This is a genomic window from Cellulomonas shaoxiangyii (genome assembly GCF_004798685.1).
In the GTDB taxonomy this organism is placed as follows: domain Bacteria; phylum Actinomycetota; class Actinomycetes; order Actinomycetales; family Cellulomonadaceae; genus Cellulomonas; species Cellulomonas shaoxiangyii.
On sequence record NZ_CP039291.1, the window covers coordinates 2844609 to 2863413 of the forward strand.

Below are 18805 nucleotides of genomic sequence, written 5' to 3' on the forward strand. Positions count from 1 at the left end.
CCGTGTCGGCGGTCGGTGAGAGGCTGGTCCCATGTGCGGCCGCTACGCGTCCTTCCGGGAGGACGAGCAGATCGCCGACGAGTTCGCGGTCGCCACGATCGCCGACGACGTCCGGCTCCTCCCCCCGTCGTGGAACGTCGCGCCCACGGACGGCGTGCGCATGGTCGTGGAGCGGGCCGACCGCACCACCGGTGAGATCACGCGCCAGCTGCGCGTGGCCCGGTGGGGCCTCGTGCCGTCGTGGGCGAAGGACCCGTCGGTGGGCGCGCGGATGATCAACGCACGCGTGGAGACGATCGCCGACAAGCCCGCGTTCGCCAAGCCGTTCGCGGTGCGGCGGGCGCTGCTCCCGGCGGACGGCTACTACGAGTGGCAGCGGCTCGAGGCCCCCGAGGGCGCGCCCCGCAGCCGGCGCACCGCCAAGCAGCCGTACTGGATCCACCCCGCCGACGGCGACCTCGCGGCGCTGGCGGGCCTGTACGAGTTCTGGAAGGACCCGACCAAGGACGACGACGACCCCGGCCGCTGGGTGGTCTCCGCGACCGTCGTCACGCGTCCGGCCGCGACCGAGCAGCTCGCGGCGATCCACGACCGGCAGCCGCTCATGCTCCCGCGGGACCGGTGGGCGGCCTGGCTCGACCCCGCGGTCGGCGCGGACGAGGCGCGCGCGCTGCTCGACGTGACGCCGCCGGACCTGGTCGCGACGCCGGTGTCGACCCGGGTCAACACCGTCGCGAACAACGCCCCCGACCTCCTGGAGCCCGTGGGCGAGGACGTGCACGCGACCTGACGCGGGCCCGGCGACGCGGCCGGGCCGCGCCGGGGGCCGGACGGTCAGGCGCCGGCGGTCGACAGCCGGTAGGGCGTGACCTCGCCCACCCCGGCGAGGTCGCGCGCGGGCAGCCGCTCGAGCACGAACCTCGGGTCCCCGCCGAGCACCGCGGCCGTGCCGGCGTCGACGAGGACGGTGCTCGGCTCCGCCACGTCCGTCAGCCGGGCCGCCAGGTTCACGACCGGGCCGAACACGTCGCCGAACCGGGACAGGACCCGCCCCCACACCATCCCGACGCGCACCGGGGTGACACCGCGCGCGCCCTCGGCCAGCCCGCCGGCGCCGCGCTCCGCGTCCACGTCGAGCGACGCACCGAACGCGTCGGCGAGCCCGAGCGCCACGCGTGCGCCGACGCCGGGGGTGTCGGCGATGAACAGCACCGCGTCGCCGATCGTCTTCACGACGCGCCCCCCGGCGCCGACCACGACGTCGCGCGCCGCCGCCTCGAACCGCTGCACGAACTGCGACAGGTCCGTGGACCCGAGGCCGGCGGTGCGCCGCGTGAACGAGACCATGTCGGCGAACCCGACGGCGCGCGCGAGCGGCAGCCGCCCGACCTCGCCGGAGTCCTCGCGGACCTCCCCGAACTCCGTGGCGTACCGGTCCGCGACCGCGGCGAGCTGGCGGCGGTAGGAGTGCAGCAGCTGCTGCTCGAGCACGGGCGCGAGGTCCTTGAGCCGGTCGAGCACGAGCAGCCGCGCGCTCGTGTCGTCCAGCGCGTAGCGGGACGCCATGTCCTCCACGAGCGCCTCGACCTGCCACAGCGCCAGCCGGTCGGAGGTGTGTCCGAACGCCCGCACGACCGTGACGACCGTGGGCAGGGCCAGCCCGTACGTGCGCAGCAGCGACCCCGCGAGGCGGATCGCCTCGGCGTCGCGCTCGGTGTACAGCGGCTCGTCGTCCCCGCCCGCCGGGAGCCCGAGCGTGCGCCAGAACGTGCGGACCAGGTCGATCTCGATGTCGTAGCGCCGGGCCAGGTCGGCCGCGGTCAGCGTGCGGGGGCCGCCGAGCAGCAGGTCGTCGAGCTCCCGGGTCGTGCCGGGCGGCTGCGGCGCACGGGTCGGGGCACCGGTGGCCGGCTCGGGCGTGGGGCGGGAGGCCGGCTCGTGCGTGGCGCAGCCCGTCGGCTCCTGCGTGGGGTCGGCGGCGGGGGCCTCCTGGGGTGCGGTCGCCCGGGAGCCGGGGACGCCGCGGACGCCGTCGTGCACGCCACGAGACTAGTTCACCGCTCCGCCGTGGCCCGGGACCCGCGGCGCCGGCGCCCGGTGCGCGCACGGGGCGCAGCGCCCCGCGGGCTCACGCGCCCCGGACGTGCCGCACGTCGCCGGCGTGCACGGTGCGCTCCCGGCCGTCACCGTCCGCGACGACCAGCGCACCGTCGGCGTCGAGCCGCCGCGCGGTCCCGCGCAGCGTCGAGCCGTCGGGCAGCTCGACGGCCACCGCGCGCCCGAGCGTGGCGCACACCGCGGCGACCTCGTCCGCCAGGCCGGTCGCGGCCGCGTCGCCGCCGCCCTCCGCCCATCGGGACGCGACCTCGTCCAGCGCGCCGACGAGCGCCGTGAGCACCGTGGAGCGGGCGGTGTCGCGCGCGCCCGCGAGCGCGAGCGACGTCGCCCACGGGACGGGCAGCTCGTCGGCCGCCTGGTCGACGTTCACGCCGATGCCGACGGCCACGGCGGGGCCCGGCCCCGCGTCGGGGACCACCTCGGCGAGGATGCCGGCCACCTTGCGGGCCGTCCCCCAGCCCTCGAGGTCGTCCGCGTCGGGCCCGAGGTCGACGAGGACGTCGTTGGGCCACTTCAGCACGGCGCGCACGCCCGTGGTCGCGCGCAGCGCGCGCACGGTCCCCAGGCCCGCGAGCAGCGGCAGCCAGCCGTACGTCTCCGGTCCCGACCGCGGGCGGGCGACGAAGGTGCAGGTCAGCGCGGACCGGGCGGGGGTCAGCCAGGTGCGGCCGGTGCGGCCGCGGCCGTGCGTCTGGTGGTCGGCGACGAGCAGGCTGGCGTGCGGCCACGCCACGGGCTCGCGGCGCAGGGCGGCGACGACGTCGGCGTTGGTCGACGCGGTCGCGTCCACGACGTCGAGCCGGGCCAGCGGCCCGGCCGGGGCGAGCAGCAGCGCGCGCAGCGCGGAGACCTCGAGCGGGGGGCGTGCGTGCGTCACCCGGTCATCATGGCCCAGCGGGTCGGCGCCGGGCAGCGTGAGCGGTCCGGCCGGCGCGCGCTTGTGGGGTCCCCACAGCCGGTTCCGGGCAACACGGTCCGTGGTGTGCACACGGCTGGTCGACACCGACAACTAGCCTTCCTCGGGTGACCTCGACCGATCCCGCAGCACCCGGCCGCACGACCGCGGACCTGCTCGCCGACCTGGAGGCCCGCCGCACGGCGGCCGTCGACGCCGAGGAGGCCGCCGCCGGCAAGCAGCACGCCCGCGGCAAGAAGTCCGCCCGCGAGCGCATCCACCAGCTCCTCGACGACGGCTCGTTCACCGAGATCGACGCGTTCGTGCGGCACCGCTCGACCAACTTCGGCCTCGGCGGCCGGCGCATCCCGGGCGACGGCGTCGTCGTCGGGCACGGCACGGTCGACGGCCGGCCCGTGGCGGTCTACTCGCAGGACTTCACGGTCTTCGGCGGCAGCCTCGGCGAGGTGCACGGGCAGAAGATCGCGAAGGTCATGGACCTCGCGCTGCGCACGGGGGTGCCGCTCATCGGCATCAGCGACGGCGGCGGCGCGCGGATCCAGGAGGGCGTCGCGGCGCTCACGCAGTTCGCGGAGATCTTCCGCCGCAACGTCGCCGCGTCGGGCGTCATCCCGCAGATCAGCCTCATCCTGGGGCCGTCGGCGGGCGGTGCGGTGTACTCCCCCGCACTCACGGACTTCATCGTCATGGCCGACGGCACGTCGAACATGTTCATCACGGGGCCCGACGTCATCCGCGCCGTGACGGGAGAGGACGTCGGCTTCGAGGAGCTCGGCGGCGCGACCACGCACTCCACCAAGTCGGGCGTCGCGCACTACATGGCCTCGGACGAGGACGACGCCATCGACTGGGTCCGGTCCCTGCTGTCGTACCTGCCGCAGAACAACCTCTCCGACCCGCCGCTCTACCCCCACGAGTCGCCGACCGAGGTCACCGAGGACGACCTCGTCCTCGACACGCTCGTGCCCGACTCCGACAACCAGCCGTACGACATGCACACCGTGCTCGAGCACGTGCTCGACGACGGCGCGCTGCTGGAGGTGCAGGCGCTGTACGCCCAGAACGTGGTCGTCGGCTTCGGGCACGTCGACGGCCGGCCCGTCGGCGTGGTCGCGAACCAGCCCCAGCGGATGGCGGGCACGCTCGACATCGACGCGGCCGAGAAGGCCGCGCGGTTCGTGCGCACGTGCGACGCGTTCGGCGTCCCGGTGCTCACGTTCGTCGACGTCCCGGGCTTCCTGCCCGGCACCGACCAGGAGTGGAACGGCATCATCCGGCGGGGCGCGAAGCTCATCTACGCGTACGCGGAGGCGACCGTCCCGCTCGTCACGGTCATCACGCGCAAGGCCTACGGCGGCGCGTACATCGTCATGGGCTCCAAGCAGCTCGGCGCGGACGTCAACCTCGCGTGGCCCACCGCGCAGATCGCGGTCATGGGCGCGGGCGGGGCCGTGAACATCCTGCAGCGGGCCGCGCTCCGGGGCGTCGCCGACGCCGGCGGCGACGTCGAGGTGGAGCGCCGCCGGCTCACGGCGGAGTACGAGGACGCGATCGTGCACCCCTGGGAGGCGGCCGACCGCGGCTACGTCGACGCGGTGATCGCGCCGTCGCAGACGCGCAGCGAGATCGTCAAGGCGCTGCGCCTGCTGCGGACCAAGCGCGCGAGCATGCCGCCCAAGAAGCACGGGAACATCCCGCTGTGAGCACCGAGCCGGAGCCCATGGGCGCGCCCGACGAGCACGACCCCGCCTCGCACGGACGCCAGCCGCTCGAGGGCGTCGACGCGACGGACCTGCACGCGGCGGTCGACGCGCTGTCCGCCGCGCTGCACGCCTACGTCGAGACGGCGGTCGGTGTGCGCGCCGAGTTCGGCGCCCGCGAGGCCGACGAGGACCCGCGCGTGCTGGCGCTCGAGGCACGCGTCGGCGGGCTCAACGCGGGCCTGTACGACCTGCTGCACAGCCGCCTCGGCCTGCACGCGGACCTCACCGGCATGACGTGGGACGACCGCCCCGACCCGGCCGCCGAGCCGGGCGAGCGCGACACGTTCCACCTCGGGTTCGTCGTCGAGCTGCCCGGCGGCGTCACCGACCTCACGCTCGAGTCCGTGCTCGACGTCGTCGACGACGGGGGCGCGCAGATCACGCAGACCCTGGTCGACCGCGGCTTCGTGGTGGGCGAGTGGGGCGCCGGGCGCGGCGCGCCCGTGCTGCTCGACGACGACGACGAGGAGGACGACGAGTGAGCGCACCGGACGACGCCCTCGCGGCCCGGACCGGCGGCACGCACGTGCACGTCGTGCGCGGCACGCCCGACGACGTCGAGCTCGCCGCCCTCGTCGCCGGGCTGGTGGCCACCTCCGCCGGCCCGGGCGACGACGAGGGCGACGCGCTCGCCGTCGCCCGGGACGACGCCGCGCGCGCCGCCCGCGCGCGCTGGACGGCCACGGGCGGGCCCCGCGGCACGACACCGCAGTCCCCCGACCCGGACGCGTGGCGGTGGAGCCTGCACCCCTGACGCGACGGCGTCGGACCGCCCCGCCCCCGACCCGCCGATCGCCCCGCGCACGGGCCTCGCAGGACCCGGGCCCGTAGGGTTCCGGGGTGAGCACGCTGCCCCCGTCCGGACCCGCCCGCACCGCCACCCCCGTCGACGCCGTCGCCGACGCCTACGTCGCCGCGCTGGCCCGGCTGCACCCCATCGAGGCCACCCACCTCGGCGTCCCGGGGCACGAGCGCGAGCTGCCCGACTTCTCCCCCGACGGTCACGCCGCCCGCGCCGAGCAGCGCCGGTCGACGCTCATCGCGCTCGAGGGCCTCGCCCCGGCGGACGACGTCGACACCGTGACGCTGGCGGCCATGCGGTTCGCGCTGCGCAACGAGATCGAGCTGCACGACGCGGGCGAGGACGAGCGGCGCCTGAACAACATCTCCTCCCCCGCGCAGTCGGTCGCCGAGGTGTTCGACCTCATGGCGACCGGCACCCCGGAGGGGTGGGACGACGTCGCGGCCCGCCTGCGCGCCGTGCGCGGGGCGCTCGCGGGCTACACGGTGTCGCTGCGGACGGCCGCCGCGCGCGGTCACGTCGCCCCGATCCGGCAGGTCCGTGCGGTGGTGGAGCAGGCGCAGGGGCTCGCCGACGCGGAGGGCTCGGCGCTCGCGCGGCTCGTGCGCGGGCCCGAGGCCGAGGCGGTCCTCGGCGGCGACCACCCGCTGCGCGGCGACCTGGAGCGGGCGTCGGCCGACGCCCGCGCGGCGTACGGCGAGCTCGCGCGCTTCCTCGCCGAGGAGCTCGCACCGCAGGCGCCCGAGGCCGACGCCGCCGGCCGCGACCGGTACGCGTTGTGGTCGCGGCACTGGGTGGGCGCGACGCTGGACCTCGAGGAGACGTACGCCTGGGGGCTCGAGGAGCTCGCGCGCGTGCAGGCGGAGCAGACGGAGCTCGCCGCGCAGGTCGCGGGGCCGGGTGCGACCGTCGAGGAGGCCGTCGCGCTGCTCGACGCCGACCCGGCGCGCACCCTGACGGACACCGACGCCCTGCGGGCCTGGATGCAGCGCACGTCCGACGCCGCCATCGACGCGCTCGACGGGACGCACTTCGACATCCCCCTGCCCGTGCGCACGCTCGAGTGCCGGATCGCGCCGTCGCGCACGGGCGCCATCTACTACACGGGCCCCAGCGACGACTTCAGCCGGCCGGGTCGCATGTGGTGGTCCGTGCCCGAGGACGTGACGACGTTCCACACGTGGCGCGAGCTGACGACCGTCTACCACGAGGGCGTCCCGGGCCACCACCTGCAGATCGCGCAGGCCGTGCACGAGCGCTCGACGCTCAACCAGTGGCGCCGCCTCGCGGCGTGGACGTCGGGCCACGGCGAGGGCTGGGCGCTCTACGCCGAGCGGCTCATGGCCGACCTGGGCTTCCTCGACGACCCGGGCGACCGGCTCGGGATGCTCGACGGGCAGCGCCTGCGCGCCGCGCGCGTCGTGTTCGACATCGGGGTGCACCTGGGCCTGCCCGCGCCCGCCGGGTACGGCGGCGTGTGGACGCCCGAGAGCGCGTGGGCGTTCCTCGCGGCGAACGTCAACATGTCCGAGTGGTTCGTGCGGTTCGAGTACACGCGCTACCTGGGCTGGCCGGGGCAGGCGCCGTCGTACAAGGTCGGCCAGCGCCTGTGGGAGCAGGCGCGCGACACGGCGCGCCGCACGTCCGCGGAGCGGGGCCACGCGTTCGACCTGCGCGACTTCCACGCGCGTGCCCTGCGGCTCGGCTCCGTGCCGCTGGAGATCCTCCCCTCGGCGCTCGGCGTCTGACGCCGAGCGGCCGGGGCCTCAGCCCAGGATCGCCCAGCCGTACTTGAGCAGCACCAGCGCCGCGAGCAGCACGAGGAACGCGACGGTGACGAACCAGTCGTTGCCGGCCGCGACGAAGCGCCGCGCCCACGGCCCGGCACCGCCCGGCAGCCGCAGGTGGCCGTCGCGCACGTTGATGCGGGTCAGGCCCGCCCAGACGAGCGTCGTCGTCACCGTGATGAGCAGGCACCACGGGCACAGCGCGCCGATCACCGTGTACGCCTGGTGGAACAGCCACAGCGCGAACACCAGCCCGAGCGTGTAGACGACCTGGGCCGTGAGCATGAACCAGCGCGGGAACCGCACGCCGCCGATCATGGCGACCGCGAGCGTCAGCACGACCGCCTCGGCGGCGATGCCCAGGAACGCGTTCGGGAAGTGCTCACCCAGCAGGTTCGCCTGCCACGACCGCCCGACCGTGCCGCAGCTGATCACCGCGTTGAGGTCGCACGACAGGTCCGCGTCGGGGTCGCCCGCGAGGACGACCGCCTCGATCGACAGCACGAACGACGCGTACAGGCCGATGAGCCCGGACACGACCATCTCGATCGCGGTGCGGCGCCGCCACGGCAGCGGGGCCGGGCCGGAGTCCAGCGGGTCGGCGGGCGCGAGGTCGGCCGGGTCGAGCTCGTCGTACGCGTCGTCCGCGTCGCGGCCGGGCGGCGTCGTCGCCGTCCGACCCGTCGGGGCGCTGGGCTGGTTCACGGGGGTCCTCCTGCGCGGCTCACCGGCGGACGTGGTCGGGACCTGCATGGTGTCACGCCGACCTGTGCCACGGGCAGACCATGGTCCCGGCCGCCGTCGTCGCCGGTGCGGGGCGCCCGCGGTAGCGCCGCCGTCACGCCGGGCGCGGCGCGTACATGATCAGGCCCACGCCCACGAGGCACACGAGCGCACCGGTCACGTCCCACCGGTCGGGCCGGTAGCCGTCGACGACCATCCCCCACGCGAGCGACCCGGCGACGAAGACCCCGCCGTACGCGGCGAGGATCCGGCCGAAGTGCGCGTCCGGCTGCAGGGTCGCGACGAACCCGTACGCCCCCAGCGCCAGCACGCCCGCGCCGATCCACGCCCACCCGCGGTGCTCGCGCACGCCCTGCCACACCAGCCACGCGCCGCCGATCTCGCACAGCGCGGCCACGACGAACAGCAGGAGGGACCGGGTCAGCGTCATGGCGCCGAGCCTGGTGGGGCACCGGCCGGGCGTCCACCCGGCGTGCCGGTCACGCCGCCTCGAGGTGATCCTGGAGCGCGCCGACCAGGTACGCGGAGCCCTCGGCCGTCTCGGCGCCGTGCCCGCCCGCGTGCACCAGCGTGATGCGGCAGCCGTCGCCCTCCGCCTCGACCGTCCACGTCAGCACGCCCTGGTCGTCGGGCTCACCCGCCCAGACCGCGACGAAGGTGTGCGAGAGCGTGCGGGGCGGGTCGTGCGCCAGCACCACGCCGCGGATCTGCGGGGTGCCGTCGCCGTCGACGTACTCGACGGTGGACCCCACCTCCCACGTGGTGACGGCGGCCGTGCCGAAGTACCAGGCACGCGTGCGGTCCGGCTCGGTGAGGGCGGCCCACGCGGCCTCCGGCGACGCGGCGACGTGCACGCGGTAGACGCGGTCGGTGCCGGTCGGGGTGCTGGTCTCGGTGCTGGTCTCGGTGCCGGTCTCGGTGCCGGTCTCGGTGCTGCTCTCGCTCATGTCACTCGTCCCTCGTCCTCGAGCTGGCGCTTCAGGGCCGTGAGCCCGGACGCGGTGCGCGCGCCGAAGTCGTCGATCCACCGCTCGGCGAGCTGGACGATCGGCACGGGGTTGAGGTGGCACAGGCGCCGGCGTCCGACCTTCTGCGTCACCACCAGCCCCGCCGCCTCCAGCACCCGCACGTGCTTGAGCACGACGTGCGGTCCCAGCGGGGCCACGGCCTCGGTGAGCTCGCGCACCGAGCGCCCGTCGCGCTCCCGCAGCGCGTCGAGCAGGCGCCGCCGGGTGGGGTCCGCGATCGCGGCGATGACGGCGTCCGTGCTCACCCGGACGACATTAGGTGACTCGACGGTCACCTGTGAAGCCCTCCGGACGGATGACGGGTCCCCGCCGGGCTAGGGTCGGGCGGCGTGACCCGCCTGCTGCTCGCCTCTGCCTCCCCCGCCCGCCGCGCGACGCTCACCTCCGCCGGCCTCGACCCGCTCGTGGCCGTCTCGGGCGTCGACGAGGACGCGGTGCTCGCCGCGGCCCGCGAGCGCTTCGGCGACCTCGACCCGGCCGACGCGGTGCTCGTGCTCGCCCAGGCGAAGGTCGAGGACGTCGCCCGTCGGCTGTCGGCGGACGTCCCGCCGGACGTGCCGGGCTGGGACGGCGAGGACGACCTCGTGCTGCTGGGCTGCGACTCGATGCTCGAGCTCGACGGCGAGGCCCTGGGCAAGCCGCGCGACGCGGCCGACGCGGTCGCCCGCTGGCAGGCCATGCGCGGGCGCTCCGGCGTCCTGCACACCGGGCACTGGCTCGTCGACGACCGGCCGTCGGGCGCCGACGGCCCCGGCACGGGCGGGACGCTCGGCGCGACGGCGTCCACGGTCGTGCACTTCGCCGACGTGTCGGACGACGAGATCGCGGCGTACGTCGCCACCGGCGAACCGCTCGCGGTCGCGGGCGCGTTCACGGTGGACGGGCTCGGCGGCCCGTTCGTCGAGCGGATCGAGGGCGACCACCACGCGGTCATCGGCGTGAGCCTGCCGCTCCTGCGCGAGCTGCTCGGCCAGATCGGGCTGCGCGTGCCCGACCTCTGGCGCCGCTGAGGGTGCGGGCGGGGCGGCCCCGGTTGTCCGACCCGGACAACCGGGGGACGTCGTGACCGCGCGACGGCCGCGTGGGCGTCGTGGGTTCCTACAAGCATCTCCCGTGGGGCCTTGGTCCCTTCCCCAATCTTCGCCGGCGCTCGTGGAGGGGCTCCGGCGCCGCCGCGCCCGCGCGCTACGGTGAGCCGTGCCCGAGTCGACGACGTCCCTGAGCAAGGTGCTCATCGCCAACCGCGGCGAGATCGCGGTCCGCATCGCCCGTGCCTGCCGCGACGCCGGACTGGCGTCGGTGGCCGTGTACTCCGACACCGACCGCGAGGCCCTGCACGTGCGCACCGCGGACGAGGCGTACGCGCTCGACGGCGCCCGCGCGGCCGAGACGTACCTCGACATCCCCAAGCTGCTCGACGTGGCCCGCCGGTCCGGCGCCGACGCCGTGCACCCGGGCTACGGGTTCCTCGCGGAGAACGCCGACTTCGCGCGCGCCGTGCTGGGCGCCGGCCTCGTGTGGGTGGGCCCGCCGCCGTCCGCGATCGAGCAGCTGGGCGACAAGGTGAGCGCACGGCACATCGCGCAGCGCGCCGGCGCCCCCCTCGTCGCCGGCACCCCCGAGCCCGTCACGGACGCGTCGGAGATCCACGAGTTCGCCGCCGAGCACGGCCTGCCCGTCGCGATCAAGGCGGCGTTCGGCGGCGGCGGGCGCGGACTGAAGGTCGCGCGGACCGCCGACGAGATCGACGAGATGTACGAGTCGGCGGTCCGGGAGGCCGTCGCCGCGTTCGGCCGGGGCGAGTGCTTCGTCGAGCGGTACCTCGACCGGCCGCGCCACGTCGAGACGCAGTGCCTCGCCGACGCGTACGGCACGGTCGTCGTCGTCTCGACGCGCGACTGCTCGCTGCAGCGCCGGCACCAGAAGCTCGTCGAGGAGGCGCCCGCGCCGTTCCTCACCGACGACCAGCGCCGCACGCTCGTCGAGTCGTCGAAGGCGATCCTGCGGGAGGCCGGGTACGTGGGCGCCGGCACGTGCGAGTTCCTCGTCGGCGCGGACGGCACCGTCTCGTTCCTCGAGGTCAACACGCGCCTGCAGGTGGAGCACCCGGTCACGGAGGAGATCTCCGGCATCGACCTGGTCCGCGAGCAGCTGCGCGTCGCCGCGGGCGAGCCCCTCGGGTACACGGAGGTCGCGACGCGCGGGCACTCGATCGAGTTCCGCATCAACGGCGAGGACCCCGCCGCGGGGTTCCTGCCGGCCCCGGGCCGGATCACGCGGCTGCGCTTCCCCGCGGGGCCGGGCGTGCGCGTGGACTCGGGGGTCGTCGAGGGCGACACCGTGTCGGGCATGTTCGACTCGATGATCGCCAAGCTCATCGTCACGGGCGCCGACCGGCGCCAGGCCGTCGAGCGCGCCCGGCGCGCGCTCGCGGAGCTCGAGGTCGTGGGCATCCCGACCGTCGTCCCGTTCCACCGCGCCGTCCTCGAGGCCGACGCCTTCGTGCCCGCCGACGCGGCGGCACCGTTCCGCGTGCACACGCGCTGGATCGAGACCGAGTTCGCCGAGACCGTCGCCGGGCTCGGCGGGTCGCCCGCCGCACCGGCGGAGGACGGCGCGCTGGACATCACGGCGCTGGAGCGCGTCGTGGTCGAGGTCGGCGGCAAGCGCCTCGAGGTCGTGCTGCCGGTCGCGCTGGGGCTCGGCCGCGGGCCCGGCACCGGTCCCGGCCGTGCCGGCGGCGCGCGTCCCGGCGCCGCGCCCCGCCGCACCGCCCGCCCGCGCGCGACGCGGGCCGGCGGCAACGGCACCACGCTCGCCTCCCCCATGCAGGGCACGATCGTCAAGGTCGCCGTCGCCGAGGGCGCGCTCGTCGCCGAGGGCGACCTCGTCGTGGTCCTGGAGGCGATGAAGATGGAGCAGCCGCTGGTCGCGCACCGCGCCGGCACCGTGCAGCAGCTCACCGCCGGCGTCGGCGCGAGCGTGAGCGCGGGCAGCGCGATCTGCGAGATCGTCGGCTGACCGCGCCCGGCGCCCACGTGCCGCCCGACGCGGTGCCACCGGAGGCCCGCCGGCACCGCGTGCCCGGCGACGGGTGGGTGACGTGCGGCTGCGGCCGCCGGCACTGGGGGCTGCACGGTGCCGCCGGGCTGCTGCTCGTGCGGCGTGACGCCACCGCCCGCGCCACCGACGTCGTGCTGCAGCACCGCGCCCTGTGGAGCGACGCGGGCGGCACGTGGGCCCTGCCCGGCGGCGCGCGCGCCGAGGACGAGTCCCCCGAGCAGGCGGCGCTGCGGGAGGCGCAGGAGGAGGCCGGCGTCGACCCCGGCGCCGTGCGCCTCCTCGGCACGCACGTGCTCGAGCACCCCGACTGGTCCTACACGACCGTGCTCGCCGAGACGATCGTGCCGTTCACCCCGACGGCCACCGACGCCGAGAGCATCGAGGTCGCGTGGGTCCCGCTCGACCAGGTCGAGGACCGGCCGCTGCTCCCCGCGTTCGCCGACGCGTGGCCCACGCTGCGCGCGCGGGTCGACGCCGGCTGACCGCTCGCTTCGCGGGCGCCGGACGCCGTCCGCTCCCTCCCCCCGACGACGTGGGCGTCCGCGCGCCGCGACCGGCCGCGGTGCGCCGGCGCGCCGGGTAGCGTGCCGCCTCGTGACGTCCCCCGAACCCGCCTCCGTGCCGCGGACCGCGCCCGACCTGGGCATCCCGTCGCGCGCGTGGCTGGTCGCGGTGCTCACCGCGCTCATGGCCGCCACGTGGTCGTCGCTCGTCCTGCCCGGGACGCCGGGCGCCGGACCGGCCGTCGCCGCCGTGGTCGTCGTCGTCCTGGCGGGACTCGGGACGGCGCTCCTCCTGCGGGGTCCCGCCACGGGGGTCCCCGGGGTGCCGGACGCACGGCAGGTGCTGGTCGCGGCCGTCGTGGCGGTGGCCCTCGCGGTCCCGGCGTTGCTGTCCACCGGCGCGCTCGCCGTCGTGCTGTCCGTACCCGCCCTCGCGGCGGCGCTCGCCGCGCTGACCCTCGCCGTCGTGCACGCCTCGGCGCGCCTGGGCGGCGGACGCCAGGCCGCGACCGGCCTGCTGCTGGGTGCGGGGCTCTGGACGGCCCTCGGCACGACCCTGCGGCGGACCGACGCGACGCCGGTGGCCGACCTGGGCGCCGACCCGTGGACCGCACCGTTCTGGTCCGGGGTCCTCCTGGTGGCGCTCGGGGCCAGTGCGGTCGCGGCGGCCGTGGGGCTCGGTCACGCCGATGCGCTCGCCGAGGAGCCGCCGTCGGGACGACCGCGGCGCACCTGGGTGGTCGGGCCGGCGGTGCTCGTGCTCGGCATCGTCCTGGCCGACCCGACGTCCGCCGCCGCGGCCGCCGGGGTCGGCGTGGGCGTCGCCGGTCTCGTCCTCGTGCTCGCCACCAGCGTCGGGGTCTGGCTGCTGCTGCGGCCGGACCCGTGGTCGCCCGCGGCCCGCGTCGTCGCGACGGTGGCCGTCCCCGCCGGGGTCGTGGGGACGTACTCCCTGTCCGGCCCGCCCGCGCTCGCGGCGGCCGCCGTCGCGCTCGTGGCGGCCGGTGCGGTCCTCGCGAGCGCCCTGAGCGCCCACCGCCCCGCGCCGCCCGGTGCTCGCCGCACCGCGCTGGCGACCGCTGCGGTCGCGGCGACCGCGCTCGCGCCCTGGCTGCTCTCGGCGCTCGGCCAGCACCCGGTCGGCCTGGTGCTCGCCGTCGGTCCGGGCGCCGCGCTGGCGCTCGCCGCCGCGGGGCTGCGCCGCCGCACGCCCGACCCCGTCGGCGCGGGCGCGGCCGCACCCGTCCGCGCGTCGTCGGCCGCGCGGATACCGGCGCGGGTCAACTCCGCGCGGCTGCTCCTGCTGCCCGCCCTCGTGCTCGCGCTCGTCCACGCCGTCGCCGGGGCCGGGGAGCCGCCGCCGCCGCGCGAGTACGTCATAGCCCCCTGACGCGGCCCCCGGACGCCGCGCGTGCGCCGGGACACCCGACCGGGGGCCGCAGACCGCGGTGTGTCAGTCCTCGCTGCGGTGGTGCATCATCCGGGCGACCTCACCGATGGTGCCCGACATCGACGGGTACACCGTCGAGGTGTCGGCGATCTGGTCCGCCGTCAGCCGGTGCGTGACGGCGAGCGTCAGCGGGAAGATCGACTCGCTCGCGCGGGGGCCGACGACGACGGCACCCAGCACCGTGCCCGTGCCCGCGTGGGCGAACACCTTCACGAACCCGTCCCGGACGCCCAGCATCTTCGCGCGCGGGTTGCGCGCCAGCGGCAACATGCTCGTCTGGTACTGCACGCCCCGCTCACGCAGCCGGCTCTCCGAGTCGCCCACCGTCGCGATCTCCGGGGCGGTGAAGATGTTGGCGGAGATGCCCCGCAGCGCCAGCGGGCGGACCGCGTCCCCGAGCGCGTGCGACATCGCGATGCGGCCCTGCGTCGCGGCGACCGACGCGAGGGGCAGCACGCCCGTGCAGTCGCCGGCCGCGTAGACGCCGCGCACGTTCGTGCGCGAGACCTTGTCGACCGCGACGTGACCCGACGACGTCAGGGCGACGCCCGCCTCCTCGAGCCCGAGGTCGCGGGTCGTCGGCACGGCGCCGACGGCCAGCAGCACGTGCGACCCCTCGACCTCGCGCCCGTCCTCGAGCGTGACGACCACGCCGTCGGCGGTGCGGCGCGCCCCGGACGCCCGCGAGCGCGACATCACCGTCATGCCGCGCTGCGTGAAGATCCGCTCGATGAGCTCCGCGGCGTCCTGGTCCTCGCCCGGCAGCACGCGCTCGCGGCTGGAGACGAGCACCACGTCCGCGCCCAGCGAGGTGTACGCGCCGGCGAACTCGGCGCCGGTCACGCCCGACCCCACCACGATCAGCCGCTCCGGCAGCGACGTGAGGTTGTACATCTGCGTCCACGTGAGGATCCGCTCGCCGTCGGGCCGCGCCTCGGGCAGCACGCGCGGCGTCGCCCCGGTGGAGACCAGCACGACGTCGGCGTCGATCGTGTGCTCGCGCCCCTCGGGGGTGCGCACGGCCACGTGCTGGGGGTCCAGCAGCCGGCCGGTGCCGGTGACCACGTCGACGCCCTCGCGCTCGAGGCGGGTGCGGATGTCGGCGGACTGCGCGGCCGCCAGCGCCTTGACGCGCGTGTTCACCGCGTCGAGGTCGATGCGGTGGTGCAGCGCGTCGCGCACCGCCGAGCCGGTGCCGCCGGGCGGCCGGTCGTCCGCGCCGTCGACGTCCTCCTCCGGGCCGAGGCCCGCCGCGAGCCGGTCGAGCCGGATGCCCAGCTCGGGGGCGCGGTCGGCGATGGTCATCCACTCGGCCGTGGCGATGAGCGTCTTGGACGGGACGACGTCGGTCAGCACGGCCGCGCCGCCGAGACCCTGCCGCTCGACCACCGTGACCTGTGCGCCGAGCCGGCGCGCGACGAGCGCCGCCTCGTAGCCGCCGGGGCCGCCGCCGACGATCACCACGCGGCCGGCGGGCGGTCCGTCGTCGGTGCGGCGCACCGTCGACGCGGCGACGGCGGCGGCGACGGCGGGCTGGGCGGGGGTGGCGGACGGGGCGGACAGGTCGGGCTCCGGGCGGCTCACGGCCCCCATCCTGCCCGACCGGGCGCGCCGTGCGAGCACCCGGCCCGGCCGGCGCCGCGGATAGCCTGGTCGCATGACCGACGCCGAGCGTGACCTGACCGCCCCGCACCCCCTCGACGGCGCCGGCGACGTCCCGGAGCTCGACGACCCCGCGACGGACCCGTTCGACGTCGCGCAGCAGGCCGCGGCTGTCCTCGCCGAGCGCACGGGCGTCGCGCGGCACGACGTCGCGCTGGTCCTCGGCTCGGGCTGGGGCGGTGCCGCCGACCTGCTCGGCGAGACGGTCGCGGAGATCCCGAGCCACGAGGTGCCGGGCTTCTCGGCGCCGGCCGTCCTCGGCCACGTCGGCACGCTGCGCTCCGTGCGGATCGCCGGCACGGACGCGCGTCCCGAGCGGTTCGCGCTCGTCCTCGGGTCGCGCACCCACCTGTACGAGGGCCGCGGGGTGCGGCGCGTCGTGCACGGCGTCCGGACCGCGGCGGCGGCGGGGGCGTCGACGGTCGTGCTGACGAACGGGTGCGGGGGCCTGAACCCCGCGTGGGGGCCGGGCACGCCCGTGCTCATCCGGGACCACATCAACCTCACGGCGACGTCGCCGCTCGAGGGTGCGACGTTCGTCGACCTCACGGACCTGTACTCGCCGCGGCTGCGCGCGCTCGCCCGGGAGGTCGACGCCTCCCTCGACGAGGGCGTCTACGTGCAGTTCCGCGGACCGCACTACGAGACGCCGGCCGAGGTCACGATGGCGGGGCGGCTGGGCGGTGACCTCGTCGGCATGTCGACGACGCTCGAGGCGATCGCGGCCCGGCACGCCGGCCTCGAGGTGCTCGGCATCTCCCTGGTGACGAACCTCGCCGCGGGCATCGGTGCCGAGCCGCTCGCCCACGAGGAGGTCCTCGCGGCGGGCCGCGCGGCCGGGCCGCGGATCAGCGCGCTGCTCGCGGACGTCGTCCGCCGGCTCTGAGCGGGCGGGCGGTCCCGGACGACGCCGTCGCCGCCCGCACGTCGCGTCGCACCCCTGTACCGGCCAGTACGTTGGAGGGGTGAGTGCAGCGAACGACGCCCAGGACGTCCGCGCCGGCGGCGCACCCGACCACGCGCCCGGCGGGGCGTCGCCCGACCCGGCGGGGGACGACCGCCACGACCGGTGGGCCGACCTGCAGCAGCGCGTCGAGGCGTGGGTCGCCGACGACCCGGACCCCGAGACCCGGCAGGAGCTGACGGACCTCCTGCGCACGGCCCGCGACCGCCCGGTCGGCTCCGAGGTCCGTGACCCCGGCGCCCCGCTCGACCCCGAGGAGCGGCAGGCCGTCGACGCCGCGGCCCGGGCGCGCACCGACCTCGCCGACCGGTTCTCGGGCCTCCTCCAGTTCGGCACCGCGGGCCTGCGCGGCGAGCTCGGCGGGGGTCCGCACCGCATGAACCGGGCCGTCGTCGTCCGCGCGGCCGCGGGACTCGCGGCGCACCTGCTCGGCGAGCTCGAGGGTGACGCGCGCCCCCCGCGCGTGGTCGTGGGGTACGACGCGCGCCGCAACTCCGACCGCTTCGCGCTCGACACGGCCGCCGTCATGACGGCCGTGGGGATCGAGGTGCTGATGCTGCCGCGGCCGCTGCCCACCCCGGTGCTCGCGGCCGCCGTGCGCCGGTACGACGCCGACGCCGGCGTCATGGTGACCGCGTCCCACAACCCGCCGCGCGACAACGGCTACAAGGTCTACCTCGGCGGCCGTGTCGTCACCGACGCCGGCCAGGGCGCCCAGATCGTGCCGCCCGCCGACGCCGCCATCGCCGCGGAGATCGCGCGCGTGCCGTCGGTCGCGTCGGTGCCGCGGGCCGACCGCGGCTGGACCGAGCTCGGGGAGGAGGTCGTCGCCGGGTACGTCGAGGACGCCGCGGCGGTCGTGCCCGCACCCGACGGGACGACCGCGCACCGGCGCGCGTCCCTGCGCGTCGTGCTCACCCCGCTGCACGGCGTCGGCGGCGCCGTCGCGCTCGAGGTGCTCGCCCGCGCCGGCTTCACGGGCGTGCAGGTCGTGCCCGAGCAGGCCCGGCCGGACCCCGCGTTCCCCACCGTCGCGTTCCCCAACCCGGAGGAGCCGGGCGCCATCGACCTGGCGCTCGCGCGGGCGAGCGTGGAGCGGGCGGACGTCGTCATCGCGCTCGACCCCGACGCCGACCGGTGCGCGGTCGCGCTCGTCGACGCCCGGTCCCACGTGCCGGGCGCCCCGACGACGCCCCAGGCCGACGGCTGGCGCATGCTGCACGGGGACGAGGTGGGCGCCCTGCTCGGCGCCGACGCCGCCGCGCGCATGACCGCCGGCGGCCCGGTCACCGTCGCCGACGGCGCGGCGCCGCCCACGCTGGCGTGCTCGATCGTCTCCTCGCGGCTGCTCGCGGCCGTCGCCGCCGCCGCCGGCCTGCGCTCCGCCACGACGCTCACGGGGTTCAAGTGGATCGCGCGGGTCGACGGCCTCGTGTTCGGGTACGAGGAGGCGCTGGGCTACTGCGTCGACCCGGCCCACGTGCGCGACAAGGACGGCATCTCGGCCGCCGTGCGGGTGCTCGACCTCGCCGCGCGCCTCGCCGCGGAGGGCCGCACGCTGGTCGACGCGCTCGACGACCTCGCGCGGGCGCACGGCCTGCACGTGACCGACCAGGTCAGCGCCCGGTTCGCGGACCTGTCCCGGATCGGCGCGACCATGGCCCACCTGCGGGCGCAGCCGCCGCGCACGCTCGCGGGCTCTCCCGTGACCGAGGTCGTCGACCTCGCCGCGGGCACCGACGACGACCGGGGCGGCCTGCCCGCGACCGACGGCCTGCGCCTGCTCACGGCCGACGGCACGCGCGTCGTGGTGCGCCCGTCGGGCACCGAGCCGAAGGTGAAGTCGTACCTCGAGGTGGTCGTGCCGGTGGCCCCGGACGCGGACCGCGGCGCGCTCGACGCGGCCCACCGGGACGCGCGCGAGCGGCTCGAGCGGCTGGCGGACGACGTGCGCGCCGCCCTCGGCCTCGACGCCTGATCCGCGCCGGCGCCCGGCGGCCCCGGA

18 protein-coding genes are annotated in these 18805 nt (G+C 76.9%); 11 read left to right on the plus strand and 7 right to left on the minus strand.

All coding sequences use genetic code 11. The features are described from left to right. Positions 1-31 precede the first annotated feature (31 nt). Positions 32-790, plus strand: a complete 759-nt coding sequence (locus E5225_RS12810) for an SOS response-associated peptidase (protein WP_135973800.1) — start codon at positions 32-34, stop codon at positions 788-790. Positions 791-834: 44 nt separating this feature from the next. On the opposite strand, the gene E5225_RS12815 is transcribed toward E5225_RS12810, so the two are convergent. Both E5225_RS12815 and E5225_RS12820 read right to left on the minus strand, forming a co-directional pair. Continuing rightward, entirely contained in the window at positions 835-2040 is a 1206-nt protein-coding gene (locus tag E5225_RS12815) for an adenylate/guanylate cyclase domain-containing protein (protein WP_135973801.1), read from the minus strand. Positions 2041-2128: 88 nt separating this feature from the next. Continuing rightward, the gene (locus E5225_RS12820; protein WP_208012556.1) at positions 2129-2995 is read right to left on the minus strand and encodes a biotin--[acetyl-CoA-carboxylase] ligase; all 867 of its coding nucleotides are present in this window, start codon (positions 2993-2995) and stop codon (positions 2129-2131) included. Positions 2996-3141: 146 nt separating this feature from the next. On the opposite strand from E5225_RS12820, the gene E5225_RS12825 reads away from it, so the two are divergent. From E5225_RS12825 to E5225_RS12840, 4 genes are all read left to right on the plus strand, one after another. Further along, positions 3142-4737, plus strand: a complete 1596-nt coding sequence (locus E5225_RS12825; RefSeq protein WP_135973802.1) for an acyl-CoA carboxylase subunit beta — start codon at positions 3142-3144, stop codon at positions 4735-4737. After that, complete coding sequence (locus E5225_RS12830; protein WP_341765663.1) at positions 4734-5279, plus strand: hypothetical protein; 546 nt, start codon at positions 4734-4736, stop codon at positions 5277-5279. Before E5225_RS12825 ends, E5225_RS12830 begins: the two co-directional genes overlap by 4 nt. Then, positions 5276-5551 carry an acyl-CoA carboxylase subunit epsilon gene (locus E5225_RS12835; protein WP_135973803.1) on the plus strand — a complete coding sequence of 92 codons (276 nt, stop codon included), beginning with the start codon at positions 5276-5278 and terminating at the stop codon, positions 5549-5551. The genes E5225_RS12830 and E5225_RS12835 overlap by 4 nt, the downstream gene beginning before the upstream one ends. Before the next feature lie 86 nt (positions 5552-5637). Further along, the gene (locus tag E5225_RS12840) at positions 5638-7347 is read left to right on the plus strand and encodes a DUF885 domain-containing protein (RefSeq protein ID WP_135973804.1); all 1710 of its coding nucleotides are present in this window, start codon (positions 5638-5640) and stop codon (positions 7345-7347) included. An 18-nt stretch (positions 7348-7365) separates the two neighbouring features. On the opposite strand, the gene E5225_RS12845 is transcribed toward E5225_RS12840, so the two are convergent. From E5225_RS12845 to E5225_RS12860, 4 genes are all read right to left on the minus strand, one after another. Then, entirely contained in the window at positions 7366-8091 is a 726-nt protein-coding gene (locus E5225_RS12845; protein ID WP_243738265.1) for a vitamin K epoxide reductase family protein, read from the minus strand. A 133-nt stretch (positions 8092-8224) separates the two neighbouring features. Next, positions 8225-8560 carry a YnfA family protein gene (locus tag E5225_RS12850; RefSeq protein WP_135973806.1) on the minus strand — a complete coding sequence of 112 codons (336 nt, stop codon included), beginning with the start codon at positions 8558-8560 and terminating at the stop codon, positions 8225-8227. A gap of 49 nt (positions 8561-8609) precedes the next feature. Beyond that, entirely contained in the window at positions 8610-9077 is a 468-nt protein-coding gene (locus tag E5225_RS12855) for an SRPBCC domain-containing protein (protein WP_135973807.1), read from the minus strand. Then, positions 9074-9403: an ArsR/SmtB family transcription factor gene (locus E5225_RS12860; protein ID WP_135973808.1), complete on the minus strand. Its 330-nt coding sequence runs from the start codon at positions 9401-9403 to the stop codon at positions 9074-9076. Before E5225_RS12860 ends, E5225_RS12855 begins: the two co-directional genes overlap by 4 nt. 84 nt (positions 9404-9487) lie before the next feature. Between E5225_RS12860 and E5225_RS12865 the strand changes: the two genes are divergently transcribed. The 4 genes from E5225_RS12865 to E5225_RS12880 all read left to right on the plus strand — a co-directional run bounded on the left by E5225_RS12865 (position 9488) and on the right by E5225_RS12880 (position 14114). Then, positions 9488-10168, plus strand: a complete 681-nt coding sequence (locus E5225_RS12865; RefSeq protein ID WP_135973809.1) for a Maf family protein — start codon at positions 9488-9490, stop codon at positions 10166-10168. Positions 10169-10355: 187 nt separating this feature from the next. Next, a complete protein-coding gene (locus tag E5225_RS12870) occupies positions 10356-12179 on the plus strand; it encodes an ATP-binding protein (RefSeq protein ID WP_244243664.1) in 1824 nt (607 codons plus the stop codon). A gap of 17 nt (positions 12180-12196) precedes the next feature. Further along, complete coding sequence (locus E5225_RS12875) at positions 12197-12703, plus strand: NUDIX hydrolase (protein WP_243738406.1); 507 nt, start codon at positions 12197-12199, stop codon at positions 12701-12703. Positions 12704-12815: 112 nt separating this feature from the next. Beyond that, positions 12816-14114: a hypothetical protein gene (locus tag E5225_RS12880; protein ID WP_135975358.1), complete on the plus strand. Its 1299-nt coding sequence runs from the start codon at positions 12816-12818 to the stop codon at positions 14112-14114. A 63-nt stretch (positions 14115-14177) separates the two neighbouring features. Here E5225_RS12880 and E5225_RS12885 read toward each other — a convergent pair whose 3' ends face one another. After that, entirely contained in the window at positions 14178-15674 is a 1497-nt protein-coding gene (locus E5225_RS12885) for an NAD(P)H-quinone dehydrogenase (protein ID WP_243738407.1), read from the minus strand. A 157-nt stretch (positions 15675-15831) separates the two neighbouring features. Here E5225_RS12885 and E5225_RS12890 point away from each other — a divergent pair, with 157 nt between their 5' ends. Together E5225_RS12890 and E5225_RS12895 are read left to right on the plus strand one after the other, a co-directional pair. Beyond that, positions 15832-16722, plus strand: a complete 891-nt coding sequence (locus E5225_RS12890) for a purine-nucleoside phosphorylase (RefSeq protein ID WP_135975355.1) — start codon at positions 15832-15834, stop codon at positions 16720-16722. Positions 16723-16915: 193 nt separating this feature from the next. Continuing rightward, positions 16916-18778, plus strand: coding sequence for a phospho-sugar mutase (locus E5225_RS12895; protein ID WP_135975359.1), 1863 nt, complete (start codon positions 16916-16918; stop codon positions 18776-18778). The last annotated feature ends 27 nt before the right edge of the window (positions 18779-18805 follow it).

What these genes read in the sequence shown, in the direction of transcription:
- E5225_RS12890 (WP_135975355.1), top strand. Translation starts at nt 15,832, where the DNA reads ATGACCGACGCCGAGCGTGACCTGACCGCCCCGCACCCCCTCGACGGC.
- E5225_RS12850 (WP_135973806.1), bottom strand. Translation starts at nt 8,560, where the DNA reads ATGACGCTGACCCGGTCCCTCCTGCTGTTCGTCGTGGCCGCGCTGTGC.
- E5225_RS12810 (WP_135973800.1), top strand. Translation starts at nt 32, where the DNA reads ATGTGCGGCCGCTACGCGTCCTTCCGGGAGGACGAGCAGATCGCCGAC.
- E5225_RS12855 (WP_135973807.1), bottom strand. Translation starts at nt 9,077, where the DNA reads ATGAGCGAGAGCAGCACCGAGACCGGCACCGAGACCGGCACCGAGACC.